Genomic DNA, 22,982 nt, shown 5'->3' on the forward strand with positions numbered 1-22,982 from the left:
CTCTACTCTTGCTTGTGCTTGTGCTTGTGCTTGTGCTTGTGCTGTTGGTCGTACTTTCCGTTGAACGCTATGTCGGGCCTTCAGCGGCACCATCCATTGACCGGTTATGGGTATTGACCAAGCGCTGGAGCTCCGTAAGCAGCTCTGCGCCGGCCGCAGCCGGTAAGCCATCTTCCGTCAGGGTGTTTTCCCTCGTCACGCCATCAATGCTTCCATGCTCCGACAAATACCGAAGGGTCTCATCATGAGTGATCAACTCCAGCAGCGGTGTCTGTGTCAGAGCCTCCAAAACAGCGATCAGTCCATAGCCGCCCCAGTTGGATACATCAGCAACGAGCAACTCATCACAGCTTGTTGCCGCGCCGTGGATGTCCAGAGCACTGACTTCCGCCTGAAGTTTGCCCATCCCGATTTCATTGCCCCCGTCCCCTATGGCGATACTGGGGGCCTGTGACTGGGTCAGATAGTAATCAAATATTGCGCAGCGTGGGGAGATGTCCTCGCCCCGCATATTGTAGTACCGCTGGTCCGCAGCGAGCCCCGGCCGTTCTATGGAAAGCACCACATCGGGTTTGAGGGACGCAAGGGCGTCCCGAGCTTCTGCGAGGCCCTTTTCAAGATCAAAAGCCTCCAGTTTCAGCACCTTAAAGTCTGTGCCCAGGGCGCTCGCCAGCGGGTCTGCGCAAGCGAGGTGACAGTCCTTGCCCAGATGTTCCAGGGCCCGGTACAGGGCGATGGCCCCCAGAGGGCCATCAGTTTCGAAGGTGTGCAGCACCGGAAACCCCGTACCGATGAGAACCCTTTGGGACTGCTCCAGCAGGCGGGCAGCCCGCAGGCAGTAACCGGGTGTCAGCGCGGGGCGGAGCTCAGCCATGCGCCGGAGGTTTTTCTCCACCAGCAAAGCCTCGATGGAATCACTCAAGACGGTGAGGTTCATTTTGGTGCGGGCTCTGGAATGCGCGAGCGTTCAAAGACGCTGGCGAGGTGCAGGGCATTGTGCGCCCGGTGCTCGGAAATGGGGGTAAACGTGACGGTGTCTCCCGGTCGCAGTTGAGCTAGAGCTGCCGCATCCAGGGACAGCGCGCAGCCAAGCTTCGGGTAGCCCCCTATGGTTTGACGGTCGTTGAGCAGCACGATGGGTTGCCCGTCTGGGGGCACCTGTATGGCGCCGGGTGCTATGCCTTCGGAGAGGATGCCCTGGATGTCGCAATGGATAGCGGGGCCTTCAAGGCGATAACCCATGCGGTCGCTGCGGTCGGTTACCGTATAGTCGCTACCGAAAAACCGGCGTTGCTCCAGACGGGAAAAGTGGGCCTGTTGATATCCGGGCACGACGCGTACGGTCGCGCGGTGATGATACCTGGGTCTCAGGCGAGGCGGATACCACTGCAACGGGACCTTGTCACCGGGGTTCACGGGAAGGCGATCTCCGGTCTCCAGTTTTCCGCCGTTGAGTCCCCCCATCTCTTCCCGGATCACAGTAGAGCTGCTGCCAAAGCTTTCCTTAATCGCAAAGCCGCCTCTTACCGCAAGGTAGCTGCGGCACCCCGTGGTACTGAAACCCAGACTGATTTCGTCGCCGGCATCGAGATCGATGACCGACCATAGGGAGCGCTCGTCACCGTTCACCGTCAGGGGAAGGGTAGCGCCAGTAACAGCCACTTGAATGCTGTCGTTAGCGCGCAGGGAAAGTCCCCCGAAACTCACTTCGACAAGGGTCGCATTGACATCGTTCTGTAGCAGACGATTAGCCAGCGATGCCGAGGTGTAGTCCATGGGGCCGCCGGTGGTGAGTCCGACGGCGGCCTGGGCAAACCGTCCTTTATCCTGCAGCAGACTGAGTAATCCCGGTTGGAGAACGTCGAGGGCGTTCACAGGCTGCCTCCCGCCAGTAGAAACGCCGATCGGTCCATGGGCGTAAAACGCACACGATCGCCGACCTGCACAGGCATGGGCTCTTTGGCGTGGGGATCAAACATCTTCTGGGGGGAGCGCCCGATAAGATTCCACCCGCCGGGGGATGGGGCGGGATACACCGCCGTTTGTCGGTCGGCAATTGCAACGGCCCCCCGGGGTACTTTCTGGCGTGGTGTGTTAAGCCGGGGGGCCGCAATACGCGGATCGACATCGCCGAGATAGGCAAAACCCGGTGCAAAGCCAATGGCGTAAACGCGGTACTCCTGGCTGCTGTGTATGCTGATGACCTCGTCGACGGACAGACTCTTACTCTTCGCCAGCGCCGCAAGATCTTCGCCGCTCTCCTGGCTGTAATACACGGGAATCTCCACAAGCCGACCGCTGCCGGTGGTGGCATTGGCCAGCGCAGGCAGGCAGGCTCTGATGCATTGACTGACGTGATAGCGATCGCTTTCGAGGGGATCGTACAACACCAGCAGTGACGCGTAAGAGGGAATGAGATCCAGAAGCACGGGGCCCAGTTTTGGCCGCAGTGCATCGCCCAGCGCCTGCACCCTGGCTGCTACCGCAGGTGAACTCTCATCGCCCAGGTACACGATGAGTGCAGCCTCGCCGGCGCATTCGATCCTCAGGGTGTCGGTCATAGGTGGTCCGTCAGGAGCTTTCGGATGTCGCGGATGGCCTGAACACCCTCGGCGTTGTCGCCGTGTACGCAAAGGCTGTCGACTCTGAGCCTTAGCGTGTCGCCGGAGACGGTGGTGACCGTGGACTTTTTGGCCAATTGTTCGACCTGAGCCAGCATACGTTCCTTACTGTGCACCGCGCCGGGTTTCCGCCGGGACAGCAAGCGTCCGTCAACGTCGTAGCAGCGATCGGCGAATGCCTCAAACAGCAGGCCCAGATCAAGAGCTGCGGCCTCATCCTGATGCTGCTCAGCCGCGGTGGTGGCCTGCAGCATCAGTGTCATGGGCTTCCCGTAAGCGGCCACGGTGCGCATTACGGTGTCACGTATCTCGCCGTTGGCCATCATGTCGTTATACAAGGCACCGTGGGGCTTTACATATTCAACGCTCACTCCCAGCGTGCCTGCCATGCCGTCTATGGCCGCAATCTGATAGAGCAGAGCGCTGCGAAGCTCCTCAGCGGACATCGCCATGCTGCGCCGGCCAAACCCCACCAGATCGGGGTAAGCCGGATGGGCGCCAATGGTCACACCGTGTTCAGCTGCCAGTTTGAGTGTTTTCTCCATGGTGAAAGGGTCGCCGGCGTGGAATCCGCAGGCAACATTGGCCTGATCCAGAAAAGGCATTACCTCTTCATCGAGGCCCATGCGCCAGTTTCCGTAGCTCTCACCTAAATCACAGTTCAACAGCACCTGGTACGCTCCTATAAAACAGCCAGCTCAGCATTGCGCAGATTCGTTACCAACATGCAGCCTGGGCTATGGGTAATAGCCAGCGGTGGCGCAGCATTCTCCAGGGCTACCTGGGGGGTAACACCACAGGCCCAGAACAGCGGGACCTCGCCCTCGCGGATGCTTACCGGGTCGCCATAGTCCGGTATAGCAAGGTTTTCAATGCCGATGGTGGCGGGGTCGCCAAAATGTACGGGGGCGCCATGGACCGCGGGAAATCGGCTGCAAACTTGAATCGCGCGAATAGCATGGGCGGGAAGAAAGGGCCGCATACTCACTACCATATCCCCCGAGAAAGGGCCCGCTGATTCACAGGGGATATTGCTCCGGTACATGGGCACGTTGACCTTTTCGCTGACATTTCGCACATCCAGGCCAGCCTCGAGGAGGGCCTCCTCGAAGGAGAAGGAGCAGCCGAGGGCGAAGGTCATCAGATCCTCCGTCCAAAGATCATTGATGTTGTCACACTCTTTTTCCAATGCACCGTTGCGAAAAACCCGGTAGGACGGGATGTCACTGCGGATATCAATGTCACCGAGTTTTGGCAGTCCGGTGTCGCCCGGTGATGCACTGCAGGCGATAAGGGGGCAGGGTCTGGGGTTTGCCTGACAGAAGCGCAGAAAATCTGCGGCCCACCGGGACGGCAGAATGACGATATTGCATTGCACAAAGCCCGGAGCAAAGCCCGAGGTGTTTTCCGTGAAATCTCCACTGCGTATCTTCAGTCGGAGCGCATCGGGAGATATGTCCGCAAGAGCTGTCACTAGGTCGACCTTCAATTGAATTTTGCTTCGAGTATTGACTGTGTTCGCTGGAAGCACAGGAAACAGCGACGACGGCAGAGTACCTGAGAGGCGATATTTTCTATAGTATCTCGCTTAATTGGAATCATAAAAAATCAGGAGTCCCGGATGCCCCATCCCAGCGAAACGGCCAAGACCTATCCCCATAAACCCGCAATTATTGTTGCGGATGCACTGGGCGGCAGCGACACCATGGTGACCTATCGCGAGCTTGATGAGCGATCCAATCAGGCGGCGCAATTGTTTCGCTCCCTGGGATTGAGCGCCGGCGATCACATCGCGCTGATGATGGAAAATCGCCGGGAATACCTGGAGATTTGCTGGGCCGCCCAACGGGCGGGTCTGATCTACACCGCGATCAGCAGTCATCTGAAAGCGGAAGAAACCGCCTACATATTGAACAACTGCGAGGCAAAGCTGTTTATCGCTTCGCCCAAAGTGGCCGAAGTGGCTCAAGCGGCGGCCAGCCAGGCTACCGGTGTAAGCCATTATTTTATGGCGGGGGGCGTGCGGGAAAACTTTACATCCTGGGAAGAGGCCACCGATGCCCAACCCACAACGGCCATCGATGATCAGGCTAACGGTGTTCCCATGCTGTATTCGTCGGGAACCACGGGGCAGCCTAAAGGGGTTTTTGTCGCCCCGGAATCGGACGATGTTCACGCGCCCCATTTTCTGGCCCCGACCCTGGGAGCCGCCTTCGGATTTGGTGAGGAGACAGTGTATCTGTCGCCGGCGCCGCTGTATCACGCTGCTCCGCTGCACTACAACATGCTCACGCTCTACATGGGCGGTACGACGGTCATTATGGAGCAGTTCGATCCCGAGCGCGCTTTAGCGCTTATCGAAGAGCATCGTGTGACCCACAGTCAGTGGGTGCCCATCATGTTTGTGCGCATGTTGAAGCTGCCGGAGGAGGTGCGGAACAAATACGACTTAAGCTCCATGCAATTTGCCATTCACGCTGCCGCCCCCTGTCCCATAGAAACCAAGGAAAAAATGATCGAATGGTGGGGTCCTGTCATTGTGGAGTATTACGCCGCGAGCGAGTCCATTGGTGCGACCCTCATCGACTCCCCCCAGTGGCTCACCCACAAGGGCTCTGTAGGCAAGGCGATGCTGGGTGAGTTACATGTTGTAGACGAGGAGGGGCATGAACTGCCTCCGGGGGAAATCGGTGCCATTTACTTCAGCGGCTCCCAGGCCTCCTTCGAGTACTACAAGGAGCCGGAAAAAACCGCTGAGTCCTACAACGAACGGGGCTGGGCCAATACCGGCGATGTGGGTTACCTCGATGAGGATGGCTACCTTTATCTGACCGACCGCAAACACTTCATGATTATTAGTGGCGGGGTCAACATCTATCCTCAGGAAGTGGAAAACCTGCTTATTACCCACGACAAAGTCGCGGATGTAGCTGTGTTCGGTATTCCCCATCAGGAATTTGGCGAAGAGGTAAAGGCGGTGGTGCAGCCTCAGAACTGGGTGGACGCCACCGACGAAGTGGCCATTGAGCTGATGGAGTGGCTGCGGGAGCGTCTCTCACACATCAAGATTCCACGTTCCATCGACTTCGACGAGAACCTGCCGCGACTGGATAACGGAAAACTCTACAAGCGCCACCTGGTGGAGGAATACCGTGCGGCGGCCCGCGATGATTCCATGAAGGAGTAGGGGAGCCTCTGGCCGCCTGCTTGCTCAGGTTGACGCTGTCGGACTCGCCAGCGCCTCTTCCCCGGTCTGTGCCGGGGCTTTCTCCCGTCGGAACGGCAGATACATCACCGGTAGCACAAACAGCGTGAACAGGGTGCCAATGAGCATGCCTGCGGTAATGGTCAGGCCGATGCCGAAGCGCGCATTGGCGCCCGGGCCCGCCGCCAACACGAGGGGCAGAACGCCCAGTACCGTGGCAAAGGTGGTCATCAGGATAGGGCGGAGTCTCAGGGTGGCTGACTGGAGTACCGCGCTGCGTCGATCGGCACCTCCCTGCACCAACTGATTGGCAAACTCCACAATGAGAATGCCGTGCTTTGCGATCAGGCCAATGAGGGTGAGCAATCCCACCTGGGTATAGATGTTGAGCGTCATGACACCCATGGCTATGGGCAGCATGGCGCCAAAGACTGACAGCGGCACTGCTACCAGCACCACCAGTGGATCGCGGAAGCTGTTGAACTGCGCGGCGAGCACCAGGAAGATCAGCACCAGGGACATGGCAAACAATATCGGAAAGGTTGCGCTCTCCTGCACGTAGCGTCGCGATGCGCCTGTGTATCCCACACGAAACCCTCGGGGGGCGATTTCCTGCAATGTCGTTTCAAGAAACGCCAGACCGTCCCCCAGGGTGTTGGGCGGCATCATCATACCCTGGAGGGTTGTGCTGTTGAGCTGCTGGTATTGCGACAGTGTGTTGGGCTCCACCCGGGTTTCCAGGCTGATGACGCTGGACAAGGGTACGAGGTCACCGCCGGTGGTGCGCAAATAGTATTTCTCCAGTTCTGATTGGGTGAGTCGAAAGTTTCGCCCGGCCTGGGGAATCACCTTGTAGCTGCGACCCTCCCGGGTGAAGCGGTTGACTTCCGCCTCCCCCAGCATCACCGCTAGCGTGTTGGCGATATCCTGCATGGAGATACCGAGTCTGGCTGCCAGCTCCCGGTTGATGTTTACGCTGATTTCCGGGCGGTTAAAATCCAGGCTCTGATTGACAAAGATAAACAGACCGGATTCCCGGGCAGCACTGAGAAGCTCATCCCCCACGCGTTCCACCTCGGCGTAGTCTGCGGTGGAGGCGACCACAAAGCTCAGGGGCAGTCCCGAATCGGATCCCGGGAGCGCCGGATTGCCAAAGCTGAACATCTCCATGCCCGACACGCCCCCGAGCTTGGCCTGCAGTTCTCTTTGCACCTCCTGCTGGGTTCGGCTTCTTTCCCGCCAGGGCGTCATATTCAGTCCCCCAAAGTTACTGTCGGGCTGCGCCACCTGCCAGGAAGATTGAATCTCGGGGATGTCTTTCCAGATGTCCACTACCTGATCAAGGAAAACGCTGACGTAATCCAGGTTCGCATAACTGGGCGCGGATCCCACGACGTAAAGCGAGCCCGTATCTTCTTCCGGGGCGAGTTCCCGCTGGCTGATGAGAAACAGCGCAGGGAGACTCAGGAGAATACCCCCGGCGAACATCAGCACGGCTCCGCGATTTGCCAGGCAGTGCTCCAGCAATCGTTGATATCCGCGGTTCATGCCATGAAAAAAATTATCCAAGGCGTCGGCAAAACGTCCCTGGTCGCCCTGTGCCTGTAAAAATCGCGAGGCCATCATGGGGCTCAAGGTGAGCGCCACCACGCCCGATACCAGCACGGCGCCCGCAAGGGTCAGAGCGAACTCACTGAACAGGGCGCCGGTGAGGCCGCCGATAAATGCGATAGGCGCGTAGACCGCTGCGAGGGTCACCGTCATGGCAATGACCGGCAGTGCTACCTCTCTGGCGCCATCGATCGCGGCCTGCATGGGTGTAGCGCCATCCTCGATATGCCGGTGGACGTTCTCCACCACCACGATGGCGTCATCAACCACCAGGCCGATGGCGATCACCATGGCCAGCAGTGTCAGCAGGTTCAGGGAAAAGCCCATGCTCAGCATGATGAACACCACGCCAATGAGGGACAGCGGTATGGCGACCAGGGGGATTAGGACCACACGGAGAGATCCCAGGAACAGGAAAATCACCAGAATCACGATCACCCCTGCTTCAAGAAGTGTATTGATCACTTCCTGCAACGCGTCATCAATCGCCACGGAGCTATCCCAGTCGAGGATGAGTTCCAGATCCGCCGGAAGGTTGGCTTCGATCGCCGGGAGGAGGGCGTGCACCGCAGCGGACACCGAAAGAGGGTTGGCATCGGGGGCTGTGGTAATCGACATAAACACGGTGTCGCGACCACTGGTGGACTGCCGCGACTGATTGTTCTCCGCCGCGAGTTCCACATCAGCGATATCACCCAGACGAACCTGGCGATCCTTGTCCTGGCGAACCACGAGGGCCTGAAACTCTTCGGCGGTGCGCATGCCGGTTACCGCGTCCACGGTTACCCGCACCCATTCCCCTTCGGTGGCACCTGCGGTGCTGATGACATTATCCCGGCGAATAGCCGCATTAACGTCATTGGCGGTGACGTTGAGCGCAGCCATGCGTACCGGGTCCAGCCAGATGCGCATGGCCAGGTAGCGACCAAAAATACCGGCTTTTCCCACACCTTCAATAGTGGCTAGCTCTGGCTGCACACTGCGCAGGAGATAGTCAGTCACCTGAAAGGGCGTCATCTGATCGCTGACAAAGGCCATATACATCATGGCATCGCCACTGCTGGCGGTGGAGATCACCGGGTCCAGCACGTCATCAGGGAGTTCATCCCGGGCCTCGTTCACCTTGGCAATCACTTCCGTTAACACATCAGAAGTGTTCTCACCCAGGCGAACGTGCACCTCAATGGCAGAAACCCCGGGGTTGCTGGAGGAGCTGATGTACTCCACACCTCGCGCCCCCGCGATGTTCACCTGCAGCGGCGTCGTGACAAAACCCTGAATCGTGCGGGAGTTTGCGCCGGGGTAAACCGTCGTTACGGAAATAACGCTCCGTTCCAGTTCCGGGAATTCTCTCAGGGTGATTTTGTCCAGGGATGCCAGGCCTGCGATAACAATGAGTGCGCTCAGCACAACGGCCAGAACGGGCCGTTGGATAAACAGGTCGGTAAAGCGCATTGTCAGATACCCGCATCGGGGTCAATTTGCACCCGGGCGTTGCGATAAAGTTTGTTCTGTCCGGCGATCACAACACGGTCGCCATCCTTGATGCCGCTCACGACCGCCACCTCGCCGTTGTTGGCGGGAAGTATTTTTACTACGCGGGGGCTGACAAACAGCCCGTCGTCATCCTCTTCGATAACGTAGACAAGATTCCCCTGGAGCGAGTAACTCACCGCGGTTTCTGCAACGAATACACGCCGGGTTTCCCGATCCAGGTCGATGATCAGGCTGGCAAACATTCCCGGGAGCAAGCCTTCGCCCTCGTCCAGACTCGCGCGTATTTGCAGGTTTCGCGTGTTTTCATCGATCTGGGAATCCACAGCCCTGAGGGTGGCAGAAAAACGACGATCGGGGAATGCTGCGGTGCGCAGCACAATTTGCAGGCCCGGTTGCATCAGGGGGGCATAGCGATCCGGGACCGAGAAATCCACTTCCAAACGTGACACGTCCTGGAGAGTGACCAGGGGAGTGCCAGCTTCGACGTAGTCCCCAAGGCGCACTTGAAAAATACCCAGGCGACCGGCGAAGGGAGCGCTGATGCGTTTGTTTTTGAGCACCGCGTCAATCTCTGCAAGCTCTCCCTGGGCGGACTGCAGATCCGCGCGAGACTGATCCAACTGACTCTGGGGGATGGAGTTTTCTTTAATCAGCCGGGCATCCCGCTCATACAATTGCTCTGCCAATAGCAGGCGCGCTTCGAGTCGTTTGCGGGTGGCGACTTCGAATTCCTCATCGATACTGATCAAGAGCTCTCCGACGTCGACATTGTCACCGGATGCTACGTGCATCGCTGTGATGTCGCCGCTGGTTTCGGCGGTGAGGAGGATTCCCCGGGCGGCGCGAATGGTGCCCACCGCATCGATGGTCTCCCGCCAGGGACGGGCTTCAGCGGTACCCGCGGCAATGGTGGCCGGCGGCGGCGCGAAGTTGCCCGAGGCCATAGCGGCAAAGCGCTGCTGTATGTAAAAAGCGGTGCTGCCAAGAATCAGCACCAGTAACACGGCAGCGACAAGGTAAGCGCGCAAAGAAAATGTCCTTCTGTCGGTAATGGGGAGCGACCAAGGTCTGCAACAATCGCCCGGAACTGGGGGAAGTGTAGGGTTTGGCGTCAAGGAATGCATCTCAATGGCGCCAATTCCTGCGCCAGAGCCTGCAGCAGATTGTTACCTTTGGTAATGTTTTTGGATGCCTGAGGTGCGCTATGCTGTGCCTATACGGACTCGTGCAGTAGGAGACTGAATGTCGTCGCGGAAGCTGAAGAAGATTGAAAAGACCATGGACGGGGCTCTGACCTATGAGGAATGGGCCGAGGCTGCGCAGCAGCATGATGAAGTCAGCGGCGCCAAGCGCTGGCGCAACGTCGATCAGAGCCGTCAGTATGATTACGCGCAAATTAGGCTTCGCCTGGATCGCCTGCGGAGTTTGCGGGTACGCAACGATTACCAGGGCCTATTATTCACATTGAATGAGGGTATTCACGGCAATATGGGCGGCATGGGGCGCAGCTCCCTTTATCGCCGCGCCAAATACGGCACCAAGCAGCTGATAGAGCAGTACATTGACGAGATAGATGATGCACTGCGCTATCTGGCCGATCTCGACGTCAAAGAGATTGATATTCAGCAGAAAATGGATTTCTTCTACCGAGCTAATATCTGCTACGGCCGTTCCGCGCTTATGCTCAGCGGTGGCGGTGTTTTAGGTTTCTACCACCTTGGCGTAGTACGCACACTCCTCGAGCAAAATCTGCTGCCGCGGGTGATCTCCGGCGCCAGTGCAGGCTCGCTGGTTGCCGGCGTCGTGGGTACCCACACCGACAAGGAACTCACGCGCTTCTATGATCCGGCCAATGTGCATTTTGAAGCGGAAAAAGAGGCGAGCGCATTCTCTCGAATGTTTTTCGGGAAAAATCCCCAGATAGATGTAAGCGATCTGGAACAGATCGTGGCGCGTTTGATTCCCGATCTGACCTTCCAGGAAGCTTACGAGAAGACCGGCCGACAGATCAGCATCACCGTCGCGCCAGCGGAGCCCCATCAGCGCTCCCGGCTCCTCAATGCGATCACATCGCCTAATGTGTTCGTGCGTTCCGCGGTGATGGCGTCCTGCGCCGTGCCGGGGGTTTTCCCGCCGGTAACCCTCATGGCGAGGAATGTCCACGGCGAAGCGCAGCCCTATCTCCCCACCCGGCGCTGGGTGGACGGCAGCATTGCGGATGATTTGCCCGCCAAGCGTCTATCCCGCCTGTACAGCACCAATCACTACATCGTCAGTATGGTCAACCCCATCGCTACACCATTTCTCAATGGTGGCAAGGAGCGCAGTCAGTTGACCCGAGCGCTGGGATCCCTGGGTGTGGGCATGGGACGCGAAATGCTGAATTTCTATCGCGGTGTGGCCCAGCGCCAGGGTGACAACTGGCCGCGATTCAATCTGCTTCTCAATGGTGTCCATGCCCTGATGGATCAGGAGTACAGCGGTGATATCAACATCGTACCGAGCTTCCGCTTTTTTAATCCGGGAAAGATTCTCGCGCATCTTTCCGAGAAAGAACTCATGGAGCTTATGGAAGCCGGCGAGCGATCAGCGTTTCCCGCGCTGGAATCCATACGGACCTGTACCAAAATATCGCGAACCATGGAGGAGATCCTGCACCGCTTTGAATACGGTGACCTGCGTCCCCAGGGAGATCAGTATCAGCGACCGAGAGCTTCGCGGCGACGTCCGGCTCCCACGCGTTCTGATCGCGAAGCTATGCGCGAGACCGGATCCCAGCGTCTGGAAAAAAACCCAATTACACCGGCCGCAAAGCCAGTTAGGAAAAAAACGGTGAAGCGGGTGGCTAAAAAGACCCCGAAGAGCACGGGCCGCTCTGCCCGCCCATCGGGAAGCAAGGGCAAAGATACTGAGCGTGTTAGCGACGCGGCGGCCTGAGCGTAAACAGAGGCCGCCTCCGAAGGACAAACGTTTTATCAGGCGTCGATGTAGCGCACACCCATGTCTGCCAGGGGCTCCACAAGGGCGCCTTTCGCATCCGCTTCTGCGCTGGATGCGGTACCAATGAGGGAACGTTTTTTTACGCCTTGGAGAATCGCGGCCAGGCGGAAAAAGCAGAACACCAGGTAAAAATTCCAGTTCGCAATATCCCCGCGTCCCGTGCGCTCACAATAGCTTGCGATGTACTCCTCATCCGAGGGGATACCCAATGCAGCGCGGTCACAGCCGTTGAGGCCTCTCAAGCCGTCTCCGGCCGGCATTTGCCAGGCCATGACCTGGTAGGACAGGTCGGCGAGAGGGTGCCCCAGTGTGGATAGCTCCCAGTCGAGAACGCCAATCACTCGGGGCTCTGTGGGATGGAACATGAGATTGTCGAGGCGATAGTCTCCGTGCACGAGGCTTACAAGGCCATCGTCTTTGGGCATATTCGCCGGGAGCCACTCTATGAGACGCTCCATGGCCGGGCTGTGCTCAGTCTCCGATGCGCGATATTGCTTGGTCCAGCGTCCCACCTGACGTTCGAAATAATTGCCTGGTCTGCCAAAGTCTTCAAGACCTACGCTGGTAGGATCCACGCTGTGAAGGGCGGCAAGAACACGATTCATATCAGCGTAAATCGCAGCGCGTTCCTCGTTAGAGTTTACCTCCGGTAGTTCCGGATCCCAGAAAACGCGGCCCTCAAGGTATTCCATAATGTAGAACATGGAGCCGATAACGCTTTCGTCCTCGCACAGCAGGTAGGTTTTAGCGACGGGAACATCCGTGTTCCAGAGAGCGCTAAGGACGCGGTACTCGCGATCCACGGCGTGGGCGGAGGCGAGGAGTTCCCCCGGCGGTTTTCTCCGCAAGACCCATTTCTGGGAATCGTCGCTCAGGAGAAACGTGGGGTTGGACTGGCCGCCGGCAAATTTTTCCGCCCGCAGCTGCCCGGAGAACCCCGGCAGTTTGTCCTGTAAATAGTTCTGTAGTGCTTCAAGGTTGAGAGTTTGCGTGCTCATGATCCGCTCTGGCTATTCTGCGAGCCAGCGAGTTTGCAGGAGCTTGCCGTTCCTTGCAATTCATCTTCCTGAGCGCTGGGCGGTGGGCCCTCACCGCAGGAAGTGAAAAGTTGTCTATGGGCGGCGGGGCGGCTATTCTCTCGGGCCGCGAGCGGTCTCATCCCTGGGTCCGCCACTGGTTAAGTCACAATAAACAGGAAGGGCACATGTACGCAGAGCTGAAGAAAGCCTGGAGCGAATTCACCTCCCCGGGCCAAATGTTTGAGGTGCAACGAACCAACGTTCATGGTGTCGACATTCTGAGTTACGTGCACGCGCCCAATTCTCTTCGCGATCTGTGGCTGGGGTCAGCGGGGCACGGAGATAATGATTACCTGGTTTATCAGGATGAGCGAATCAGCTATAGCGAGGCGCATCGCCGCGTGGCGGCTCTGGCGCAGGCTCTGGCAGAAATGGGTGTGTCGCCGGGGGATCGCGTTGCTATCGCCATGCGCAACTATCCCGAGTGGCTGCTGGCCTACTGGGCGATTACCAGCATGGGAGCGGTTGCCGTAGGCATGAATGCCTGGTGGGTTCCCCATGAAATGGAGTACGCACTTCAGGATTCGGATCCCAAGGTGCTCATTGCTGACGAGGAGCGGCTCCAGCGTTTCCATGAGATCCGGGACAAATTTCCGTCGATGCAAGCCATCGCAGTGCGGCCCCAGAGTGATTTCTCGGCCTGGGCCCGAAACTGGGATGAAATTGTGGCAGGGCAGGGCACACTGCCTGAAGTCACTATCGATCCCGATTCAGACGCCTGTATTTTTTATACCTCGGGAACAACGGGTCGTCCCAAGGGCGCCCAGCTCACCCACCGAAGCTGTGCCAACAATGTGATGAATGTTGCGTTTATCAACTCGGTGCAGCCTAGGGCCCTCGCCTATGCCGCAGGGGTCGAGCCCGCCGCGGCCGGTAGTGAGGCGCCCATCAGAGCCCTCGTGGCGACGCCGCTGTTTCATGTTACGGCGAATAATTGTGTGGCGCAGGTCGCTACTCTCGTGGGCGGTTGTCTTGTGCATATGTACAAATGGGATGCCGGTGAGGCACTGCGTTTGATCGAACGTGAGAAGGTGTCTGCTTTCAGTGCGGTACCCATGATGACCCGGGAACTCATTATTCATCCGGACTTCGCCAAACGCGATGTGTCTTCCTTGAAAACCATCGGAGGTGGCGGTGCTGCGATGCAGCCGGATCTGGTGGGTAAGGTTCCCAATGCCATGCCCGGCACCCGTCCCAATACCGGATACGGTCTCACCGAGACCTCCGGCATCATCGCCGCTCTGGCGCTGGAGTTTTTCCTGGATCGCCCGACAAGTGTGGGGCCGGCCATGCCGACCTTCGAAGCAAAGTGTATCGATGGCGACGGCGCGGATTTACCAGCCAATGAAATAGGTGAATTGGTAGTGCGCGGTGCTCCGGTCATCAAGGGTTACCTCAACAGGCCTGAGGCGACGGCGGAAAGCATCGTTGATGGCTGGTTCCGCACTGGTGATATTGCTTATATCGATGAGGACGGTTTTATCTATCTGGTGGACCGCGCCAAGGATATGGTGTTGCGCGGTGGCGAGAATGTGTACTGCGCCGAGGTGGAGAACGCGCTGTTCAGCCACGATGCCGTTGCCGAGTGCGTGGTCTTTTCAGTGCCCGACGAGCGTCTGGGTGAAGAGGTGGGCGCCGCGATTTACACCAAGTCCGGCGAGACCCTCGATGCCGCGGCCCTGCGGGAGCACTGCAAAGCTATCGTTGCGCCGTTCAAGGTGCCCCGGTACATCTGGCTTCTTGATGAGCCGCTGCCACGGAATGCCAACGGCAAGTTCGTCAAACGCGCGCTCCAGGACTCCCTGTCTCTTGAGGACGCGGTCTGACAGCTCTAGCTGTCCACAATCATCTGCACGCCGTTCTTGTTGAGTTCGGCGTCATAGCTGATTGCAATCCGCGCGGGATCGACGCCGCCCACGGTCACCAGCTCCCGCTTGGCCGCCGCCGCTCTCGCGGTGGCGAGATCCTGTAAAGCGCCGGCGGGTAACAGGGTTTGATCAACCACGGCCTGCCACATGGTTTCAGGCGCAACGACGCTATCCTCAGAGCCTTCCTCCCCGTCTGTTTCCGAGACTAGGGACAGTGCCCGGTAGCGCACGGTCAGTGCCTCCAAAAACGCATCGCTTCGCGCATCGATCATGGCCGCATCGATCCCCTCGCGTCCCAGGGCCTCCCGCAAGCGGGCTTCCCGCAGGGCCGCTGTGTCGCTCTGGAGACTGGTGCCACCGGCTATGCGGAGCTGGAGCTGCGGCCTCTCGGTCAAGGCTGTACCCAGCGCGTCCAGCGCCCGTTGCCCTTCGCCATCCAGGGCGCTGCTGCCCACCGCAAAGGGGATATTTTCAAGATCGTCATCGCTGCCCACCAGACCGGCAAGAAGACTGAAGGGCGCGGTAACCGCTTTGACGATAATGTTCTTGATGGCTCTGCCGATAATGGGCCCGAGAGAGAAGTCCGGCGAGTCGATGTTGCCACTGATGGGCACCGAGAGGTCGATGATGCCCTCACTGTCCGTGAGCAATGCGATGCCAAGCTTGAGGGGCGCGTCGATGGCCAGCTCGCTTTCCACGGGCTCCCCAAGCTCCATCTGCGAAATGACGATGCGGTTGTCCCCGTTTAAAGTCTGGCCATCGAGGGCATAGCGCAGATCGAGACTCAGGGTGCCGCTGTCCAGCGTGTAGCCCGCGTAAGTGCCGGAATAGGGCGACATGGTAGCGATGTCCATGCCCCGGAAGGTAAACCGTAGTTCACCGTCCCGCTGGTCCGCCAAGGGCTTGCCGCTGCCTAGTATGACTACCGGAGCGTAGCCATCAACACTGCCTTTGAACTCCATCCGCAGGGGCTTTTCCGAGGCCGTGTCGATGTCAGCGATGTCGGCTTCGATGCCGTCGATAAGGGTTTTAAAATGCAGGGGCAGGGAAGCATCCGCAAAGTCCAGGCGGCCCTCGCGCAAATGGAAATTGGCGAGCTGCACCCGCCAGGGCGCGTCTTCCTCACTGCTCTGTTTGGCTGGGGTTTCCCCGGCGCTGTCTCCGTTGCCGTCGCCGCTATCTTCTTCGCCTGCGGTTCCTCCGCGAACGATCCCGTTGACGTTTATGACGCCGTCCTCTTGTATGTGCAGAGAGCCCGAGGGTGCCTGTAGCTCGAAATTCTCGATCGCCAGGGACTGTCCGGGCACATCTACGGCGATACCATCTACCGTCATTGCCTCAAAGCTAAAGGCTTCCTCCCCGGTTTCGTCGAGTACCGTGCCAAAATCCTGAATCTTCAGGGCAGCGCCCACGCTCAACGGTGCAAAGTCCGCTAATGCGATCGTAGATTCCATGGAAAACTCACCCCGATCGATGTGCGCCCGCGCCTGTTCCTCGACGATGGGGTTCAGCCACGGAAGGGGCCAGCGGGAGAGCGCCACGCTGGCGTCGCCATCGCCGTTGCCGATGTTCACCTGACCGCTTAGATCCAGTGTCGACAGCGCATTGACGGTCAGGGCCAGGCGATAGGGTGAGCCTGTATTGGCCGGCCAGTTGATATCGCTGACCTCAAGGCTGATGGGGGAGAGCGTTAGCACCTCCGGCGAGAGATAATCGGTGTGCCAGGCAATAGCGCTGTTTTGCAGCGTCAAGCGCTTCAGGCCAACCCGCCAGGGGGAATCGTCGTCCGAGGAGTCGCTGTCGCTGGCTGCGTCGCCTGTTTGTGTCGCCGATGCTGCCTGCGCGCCAATTTCCTGCTGCCCATCCCCATCCCCATCCTCAATAGAGTCCTGACCCATGTCGAACATGGCCAGGAGACTGGGGGAGCCACCTTCATCGAAACCGCTGAGGTGCAATCCATCAACGGTGAAGACGGTCATGTCGACAGACTGTTCGGCAAGGTTGGCAGCGATTCCGGTGACCCTCAGTTCCTCTAACTGCACCGCGGTGTTGGGAAAGGCTTCGCCGTCTGCAGGACTGATATCCATCTTTGTGAGGCGTAACTCGCTGTCACTGAGCGTCGCCTGAAGATCATCGTTCCAATCCACGGTGTAGTTCAGCACCGCATTGAACCTGGCGCTGTGAAGCACAAAGGGAAGGCTTTCCGCCTCGTAGCGCCAGGCCGGCGTCAGGTCGATGTTTTCAACGCTTATCCGTCCACGACTGCTGCCTGCGGCGATTTCCAGATCGCCACTCCAGCGCAATAGCCCGCCGCCATCGCCGGTTACCACGAGGTCACCGTTGCTCTCGCGGTCGGGAACTGTGGTGAGGTTTGCCGTGCGCACACGAAAGTCGCTTTGCGCGGTCGTATAGGGACCGGACCTGGTTTCGTCGGTGTAGCGGATGGTATGCGCCTCGATAAGGAGGTCGTGGATGGTGATTCCCGGTACCGCCCCGGGACTTTCCTGTGCTGCTTGTTCTTCTTCGCTGACAAGATCCGCAAAGTGAAATTGGCCTGTCGTATCGCGAAGTACGTGTATGTCCAGCTGTCGGATGATGAATGCATCCAGAACGACACCGGCGTCCCAAAGGCTTTCCAGGGACAGGTTGATTTTCAGTGACTCGAAGCCCAAAGGCACGTGGCCCTCAGCTTCTCTGATGGTGACTCCCCGGGCTTCGAGGGTGAGGGTAAAGGGGTTGAACAGAATGAGTTCGCTGGAAAGCGCCCTATCGAGATTATCTTTCACCAAACGCGGGGTCATGATGTTCAGCGCGGGCATAAGAATGAGCAGGCACAGCAACAGATAGACGATGTATCCGCGAAGACACCAGCGAAGCAATACTCGAAACAGAGAGGGCATGGTCAGGTCAGAACCTCGTCAGGATCTTGTTTTGATAAGAAAGCCGAGAACAGAGAATAGAGTGTAATCCCCTATAGTTATAACCCCTTTCGGTAGGCGTAGGGGGTGAGTCCTGTCCAACCCTTAAAGGCACGGATAAAGGCGCTGGCCTCTGAAAAGCCGGCCCGATGAGCCACTTCTTCCACGCTGAGGGCGCGTTTGCCCAGAAAATGCAGTGCCGTATCCCGGCGAATATCGCTTTTGATCTGCTTGAAGGTGTTGCCCTCTGCAGCGAGGCGCCGCCGCAGGGTCTGGGGGTGAAGTTCCAGCGCGGCGGCAACATCAGTCAGTTCGGGCATGAACAGCAGATTCTGTCGCAGTTGGGCCCGAACCTTCGCGGTCCAGCTGAAGTCGTAGCTGGTGGTAAGCATCGTCAGTACCGGATGGCGGAGGTAACGACGGAGGGACTCGGGAGTCTGCATCACGGGTTTATCCAACAGGGATGCGCCAAAAATAATGCTCACATCGTCTTCTTCAAAGCTCACAGGATTGCCCATGAACATCAGGCGGTAGTCGGCTGCGCGGGTGCTGGGCGGGTGTTGGAAGTGCACTTCCCGCAGGGGGAGCTCCTCCTGCACGAGCCAACAGGCAAAGCGGTGCGTGTTGAGGAGACACAGCTCAGAGAAATAGGCGCCGTGAGCACTGGCATAGGGTGCGAGCTTTATCTGCGCCCCGTCGCCCTCCAGGGCCAGTTCCAGTTGCATGCCGCCGCCCATGAGCTCAAAAAACCGGCAATAGCGATGCAGCGCCTGTCCCAGGGTCTGAGCCGTAATGACCGCGTGGCACATCATGTCCCAGGTGCCCAGGGGCACCACCCGGTCGGCATAGCCAAGGCTTTCATCACCCAGGGCCTGCATGGCGCTGGTCTGGAGATCGGCAAGCTGCTGGACACTGATGCGCGCCTGCGGCTCGAGCAGAAGCCTTGGGGGAATGCGTTGAGCGCGAAGAAGCGCCTGGGTGTCAATCCCGGCTTCCCGACAGTGTTTGAGTATTGCCCGGGCAAAGTGGACGGACACGGAGACCTTGTTGGTGGCCGTGCTCACAGTGTCCCGGTCCTGGCATGTCCCGTTAATGGCTCTGTCATCTGGGGTCAATTTCTCTGTTAATGACCGTCATTGCTGCCCTTCGACGCGAAAATCATACTGCGGCGCTGTATTTATCGGTTGGACAGGAGATACCCATGTTGCCACGCGCATTTACTGAAGAGCAGGTCATGTTTCGCGATGCTTATCGCAAGTTTTTGAGCAGCGAGATTGTGCCACATATGGAGGCCTGGCGAGAGGCGGGCATCGTCGACCGGGAGGCTTTTCGCAAGGCCGGTGAGCGGGGGTTCCTGATGGTTTGGCCGGAAGAAAAGTATGGTGGTATGGGGGATCCCGATTTTCGCTTTGAGCAGGTGATCATTGAAGAAACCGCCTACGCGCGGGCGGGGGACTGGTACAGCACCCTTCACAGTCGTCTGGTGGGTCCTTATTTCACGCGTTTTGGCAGCGAAGAGCAGTGTCAGCGTTTTATGCCAAAGTGCGCCAGTGGCGAACTTATTCTTGCCATCGCTATGACGGAACCCGATGCGGGTAGCGATCTTGCCGGTATGCGCAGCACCGCTGTGGAGCATGATGATCACTGGGTACTCAACGGGTCGAAAACCTATATATCCAACGGCATCAACGCCGACGTTGTGATTGTTGCCGCCAAAACAGATCCCGAGAACAACCCCCACGCCATGACCTTGTTTATTGTGGAGCGGGGCATGGAGGGCTTCGAGCGTGGCCGGAACCTGGAAAAAATGGGCATGAAAGCCCAGGACACGGCAGAGCTGTTTTTTAACGATGTCCGCGTGCCCAAGGCCAATGTGCTCGGTGAGCCCCACAAGGGATTTATCTATCTCATGGAAGGTCTCGCCGAAGAGCGCCTTATCGGGGCCTGTGGTTACCTCGCCGCGGCGCAGCTGTCCTGGGATCTGACCAGCGAATACGTGAAGGAGCGGAAAGCCTTTGGGAAGCCCCTGGCTGCCTTTCAGAACACCCAGTTCAAACTCGCGGAATTGCGCACGGATCTGGATATCGCCCAGACCTATGTGGATCAATGTGTCGCTGCTTTTAACGCCGGTGAACTCACTGCCGTCGATGCGGCCAAGGCGAAGCTGGTGACCAGCGAGCTTCAGGTCAAGGTCGCGGATATTGGTGTGCAGCTCCACGGGGGCGCCGGCTACATGGACGAATACCCCATCAGCCGGCAGTTTACCGATGCAAAGATCGCTACGATCTACGCAGGCAGCTCCGAGGTCATGAAGATTATCGTGAGTCGGGATTGCCTGGGGGATAAGTACCAGCCTTTCAATACCCGCAACTTTTAAGCTGGAGAACATCTATGGGACCGCTTAACGGATACACCGTTATTGAACTGGCCGGGATCGGGCCCGCACCCATGGGGGGCATGATGCTCGCCGACCAGGGGGCAGAAGTCATCCGTGTCGATAGAGCCGCGGCGGATGCGCCCTCACCGCTGGAAAGCGTCAGTGGCCGCGGCAAAAAGTCCGTGGTGCTAAATCTCAAATCCCCGGAGGGTATTGAAGCGCTTCTTCGCATGGTGGAAAACGCCGATGTGCTCATTGATCCCTTCCGTCCCGGTGTCTGCGAGAAACTTGGCATCGGGCCCGAGGTTTGCCTGGCGAGAAACCCCAAGCTGGTGTTTTCGCGGATGACCGGCTGGGGTCAGGACGGTCCCCTGGCGAAAGCAGCGGGACACGATATCAATTACATCGCCCTCACTGGCGCCCTGTATGCCAATGGAGAGGGTGCTGGTCGGCCTATGCCGCCGCTCAATCTGGTGGGCGATATGGGGGGCGGGGGCATGCTCCTCGTCAATGGCGTGTTGGCCGCCTTGTTGGAGACCGCAAGCTCTGGTCAGGGGCAGGTCATTGATGTCGCCATGGTCGATGGTGCTGCGCAGCTCATGTGGATGTTTCACACCTTCCACGCGGCAGGCTTGTGGAATGCCGATCAGCGCGAGGCGAACATGCTCGACGGTGGCACGCATTTCTACAACACCTACGAATGCGCGGATGGTGAGTATGTTTCCATTGGCTCCATCGAGCCGCAGTTCTACGCACTGCTGATGGAAAAGGCAGGGCTGTCGGAAGAAGACTTCGGTGAACAGAACAATCCGGAGCGCTGGTCGGATCAAAAACAGGCGCTGGGAGCGGTGATCCGTCAGAAGACCCGGGATGAATGGTGTGAGCTGATGGAAGGCACTGACGTGTGCTTCGCGCCCGTGCTGCGCTTTACCGAGGCGGCGACGCATAGTGCGGCAGTGGCGAGGGACAGTTACATTGAGTTGGACGGCGTTGTGCAGCCGGCACCAGCTCCCCGGTTCTCCCGCACTGCAGCGACGGTTGCTCACGGTGCCCGGGCAAACGGCGCAGACACCCAGTCTGTGCTGGGTGCCATGGGCTTTGGGGAGCAGGAAATAGCCAGCTTACGCGCGGCCGGGGCCATCAACTGAGGTCGTGATACGGCTCCGCTCGCCCGTTGTCATTGCTAAAAAAACTAACTGCAAGGATGTAACTATGAGTGAAGAGACCTTTGAGACCCTGCTGATTGAGCGTCACGGTCCCGTTGCCAGGCTGGTGATGAACCGTCCTGAAAAGCTGAATACCTTTTCTACAACGCTGCGTCGAGAAATGGTGGCGGCGGTGAACGCGCTGAACGGCGATCCCGAGTTGCGCGTCATCGTGCTGGCCGGGGCAGGGCGAGCCTTCAGTGCGGGAGCGGATCTCCAGGATAGCGCCGGTGGTGATCCTGATCATCGGGGTCAGGAAACCGAGCATATGCTCAAGAGCGAATACAAACCCAGCATCCTGGGCATCACTGAATCCACCAAACTCTGGATTGCCGAAGTCAGTGGTCCCGCCGCAGGCATTGGCAGTGCCTACATGATGGCCTGCGATCTGGTGGTGATGGCGAAGGGTAGTTACCTCTACCAGGCCTTTGCAGCCATTGGGCTGATTCCCGATGGTGGCGCGACCTGGCAGCTACTCCGTGCCCTGGGCCGCAAACGGGCCCTCGAGGTTATTGTAGGTGGTGAGCGTATCTACGCGGAGCAGTGCCTGGAGTGGGGCCTGTGTAATCGCGTGGTGGAAGAGGGTGAAGAAACCCAGGCGGCGCTTGATTGGGCTGCCACGCTGGCCCAAAAAGCGCCTCTGGCGGTACAGTTCAGCAAGAAGGCCATCGCCATGGCTGCGGATGTTAACTTTGGCGAGATGATCTCGCAGGAGGCCGCGATGCAGAATATTTGTATTGCCAGTGATGATTCAGCGGAAGGCGTGACCGCCTTTTTCGAAAAACGCGCGCCGGTTTTCAAGGGGCGCTGAGCGTGACCACCGGGCAGGGTTTTCCCTTATGAGTAACGAGGAGCGCCCGGAGCTGGGAGAGCTTCGTGAACGGCTTGGCCGTGGCAGCGATGAGCAGCGTCCGGACGCGGTGGCACGCCGTCGTAAAAAAGGCTTTCGCACCGCGCGGGAGAATCTTGCAGATCTGCTGGGGACCGGCGCCTTTGTGGAATACGGTGCCCTTGCCGTTGCTGCGCAGCGGCAGCGGCGCGACTATCTAGAGCTGCAGCGGGAGACGCCCGCGGATGGCGTCATCACCGGCATCGGGGAAGTCAACGGTGAGTATTTTGACAGCGATGCCCGCCGTGCCGCCCTTATTGTTTACGACTACAGCGTGCTCGCCGGCACCCAGGGCTTTTTTCACCACGCGAAAATTGATCGTCTCCTGCATGTCGCTAAAAAGCAGCGGCTAGCGGTGATTATGTATACCGAGGGCGGCGGCGGCCGCCCTGGCGACACGGACGTAAGTACCCAGATTGCCGGTCTCAACGTAGACACCTTTGCCAGCTGGGCGTCGTTCAATACCGGTATGCCCCGCATTGTGCTTAATAACGGTTACTGCTTTGCGGGTAACGCTGCGCTCTTTGGAGCGGGCGATATTCGCATCGCCACGCGGGCATCCAATATCGGTATGGCCGGTCCCGCCATGATAGAGGGGGGTGGCCTGGGCAGTTTTCGCCCCGATGAGATTGGTCCTTCCGAAACGCAGTGGCGCAACGGCGTTATCGATATTCTCGTGGATGACGAGGCGGATGCCACGGCCATGGCGCGG

General features: G+C 58.6%; 17 protein-coding genes. 7 read left to right on the forward strand and 10 right to left on the reverse strand.

Annotation, left to right across the window (positions count from 1 at the left end; all coding sequences use genetic code 11):
- Positions 1-67: 67 nt before the first annotated feature.
- Genes ACTG3T_RS04020 through ACTG3T_RS04040 form a run of 5 tightly spaced genes read right to left on the reverse strand, consistent with a single transcriptional unit; the run spans position 68 to position 4,110 of the window.
- Entirely contained in the window at positions 68-937 is an 870-nt protein-coding gene (locus ACTG3T_RS04020; protein ID WP_439100976.1) for a glutamate cyclase domain-containing protein, read from the reverse strand.
- Positions 934-1,875 carry a biotin-dependent carboxyltransferase family protein gene (locus tag ACTG3T_RS04025; protein WP_439100977.1) on the reverse strand — a complete coding sequence of 314 codons (942 nt, stop codon included), beginning with the start codon at positions 1,873-1,875 and terminating at the stop codon, positions 934-936. Before ACTG3T_RS04025 ends, ACTG3T_RS04020 begins: the two co-directional genes overlap by 4 nt.
- Positions 1,872-2,561 (reverse strand): 5-oxoprolinase subunit PxpB, encoded by a 690-nt coding sequence (pxpB, locus tag ACTG3T_RS04030; protein ID WP_439100978.1) that lies wholly within the window; start codon positions 2,559-2,561, stop codon positions 1,872-1,874. Before pxpB ends, ACTG3T_RS04025 begins: the two co-directional genes overlap by 4 nt.
- Complete coding sequence (locus ACTG3T_RS04035) at positions 2,558-3,292, reverse strand: 5-oxoprolinase subunit PxpA (protein WP_439100979.1); 735 nt, start codon at positions 3,290-3,292, stop codon at positions 2,558-2,560. Before ACTG3T_RS04035 ends, pxpB begins: the two co-directional genes overlap by 4 nt.
- An 11-nt stretch (positions 3,293-3,303) precedes the next feature.
- On the reverse strand, positions 3,304-4,110 hold the full coding sequence (locus ACTG3T_RS04040) for a putative hydro-lyase (protein ID WP_439100980.1): 807 nt from the start codon (positions 4,108-4,110) through the stop codon (positions 3,304-3,306).
- A gap of 132 nt (positions 4,111-4,242) precedes the next feature.
- Between ACTG3T_RS04040 and ACTG3T_RS04045 the strand changes: the two genes are divergently transcribed.
- Complete coding sequence (locus ACTG3T_RS04045; RefSeq protein WP_439100981.1) at positions 4,243-5,808, forward strand: acyl-CoA synthetase; 1,566 nt, start codon at positions 4,243-4,245, stop codon at positions 5,806-5,808.
- Positions 5,809-5,832: 24 nt separating this feature from the next.
- Here the strand turns inward: ACTG3T_RS04045 and ACTG3T_RS04050 are convergent, their stop codons facing one another.
- Together ACTG3T_RS04050 and ACTG3T_RS04055 are read right to left on the reverse strand one after the other, a co-directional pair.
- Positions 5,833-8,892: an efflux RND transporter permease subunit gene (locus ACTG3T_RS04050; RefSeq protein ID WP_439100982.1), complete on the reverse strand. Its 3,060-nt coding sequence runs from the start codon at positions 8,890-8,892 to the stop codon at positions 5,833-5,835.
- Between the two features lie 2 nt (positions 8,893-8,894).
- Positions 8,895-9,962, reverse strand: a complete 1,068-nt coding sequence (locus tag ACTG3T_RS04055) for an efflux RND transporter periplasmic adaptor subunit (RefSeq protein WP_439100983.1) — start codon at positions 9,960-9,962, stop codon at positions 8,895-8,897.
- A 214-nt stretch (positions 9,963-10,176) separates the two neighbouring features.
- On the opposite strand from ACTG3T_RS04055, the gene ACTG3T_RS04060 reads away from it, so the two are divergent.
- Entirely contained in the window at positions 10,177-11,871 is a 1,695-nt protein-coding gene (locus tag ACTG3T_RS04060) for a DUF3336 domain-containing protein (protein ID WP_439100984.1), read from the forward strand.
- Between the two features lie 38 nt (positions 11,872-11,909).
- Here the strand turns inward: ACTG3T_RS04060 and ACTG3T_RS04065 are convergent, their stop codons facing one another.
- Positions 11,910-12,932, reverse strand: coding sequence for a phosphotransferase (locus ACTG3T_RS04065; protein ID WP_439100985.1), 1,023 nt, complete (start codon positions 12,930-12,932; stop codon positions 11,910-11,912).
- Positions 12,933-13,138: 206 nt separating this feature from the next.
- Here ACTG3T_RS04065 and ACTG3T_RS04070 point away from each other — a divergent pair, with 206 nt between their 5' ends.
- On the forward strand, positions 13,139-14,839 hold the full coding sequence (locus ACTG3T_RS04070; protein ID WP_439100986.1) for a class I adenylate-forming enzyme family protein: 1,701 nt from the start codon (positions 13,139-13,141) through the stop codon (positions 14,837-14,839).
- Positions 14,840-14,844: 5 nt separating this feature from the next.
- Here ACTG3T_RS04070 and ACTG3T_RS04075 read toward each other — a convergent pair whose 3' ends face one another.
- Entirely contained in the window at positions 14,845-17,781 is a 2,937-nt protein-coding gene (locus tag ACTG3T_RS04075) for a DUF748 domain-containing protein (protein WP_439100987.1), read from the reverse strand.
- A gap of 77 nt (positions 17,782-17,858) precedes the next feature.
- Positions 17,859-18,863: an AraC family transcriptional regulator gene (locus tag ACTG3T_RS04080; RefSeq protein WP_439100988.1), complete on the reverse strand. Its 1,005-nt coding sequence runs from the start codon at positions 18,861-18,863 to the stop codon at positions 17,859-17,861.
- Positions 18,864-19,000: 137 nt separating this feature from the next.
- On the opposite strand from ACTG3T_RS04080, the gene ACTG3T_RS04085 reads away from it, so the two are divergent.
- The 4 genes from ACTG3T_RS04085 to ACTG3T_RS04100 form a co-directional block, all read left to right on the forward strand.
- Positions 19,001-20,176, forward strand: a complete 1,176-nt coding sequence (locus tag ACTG3T_RS04085) for an acyl-CoA dehydrogenase family protein (protein WP_439100989.1) — start codon at positions 19,001-19,003, stop codon at positions 20,174-20,176.
- Between the two features lie 14 nt (positions 20,177-20,190).
- A complete protein-coding gene (locus ACTG3T_RS04090; protein ID WP_439100990.1) occupies positions 20,191-21,324 on the forward strand; it encodes a CaiB/BaiF CoA transferase family protein in 1,134 nt (377 codons plus the stop codon).
- A 64-nt stretch (positions 21,325-21,388) separates the two neighbouring features.
- Positions 21,389-22,192, forward strand: a complete 804-nt coding sequence (locus tag ACTG3T_RS04095) for an enoyl-CoA hydratase/isomerase family protein (protein WP_439100991.1) — start codon at positions 21,389-21,391, stop codon at positions 22,190-22,192.
- A 28-nt stretch (positions 22,193-22,220) separates the two neighbouring features.
- Positions 22,221-22,982 (forward strand): carboxyl transferase domain-containing protein (locus tag ACTG3T_RS04100; protein WP_439100992.1); only part of this gene is annotated, 762 nt, incomplete at its 3' end.

It is taken from the genome of Congregibacter sp., assembly GCF_965660375.1.
Lineage (GTDB): Bacteria > Pseudomonadota > Gammaproteobacteria > Pseudomonadales > Halieaceae > Congregibacter.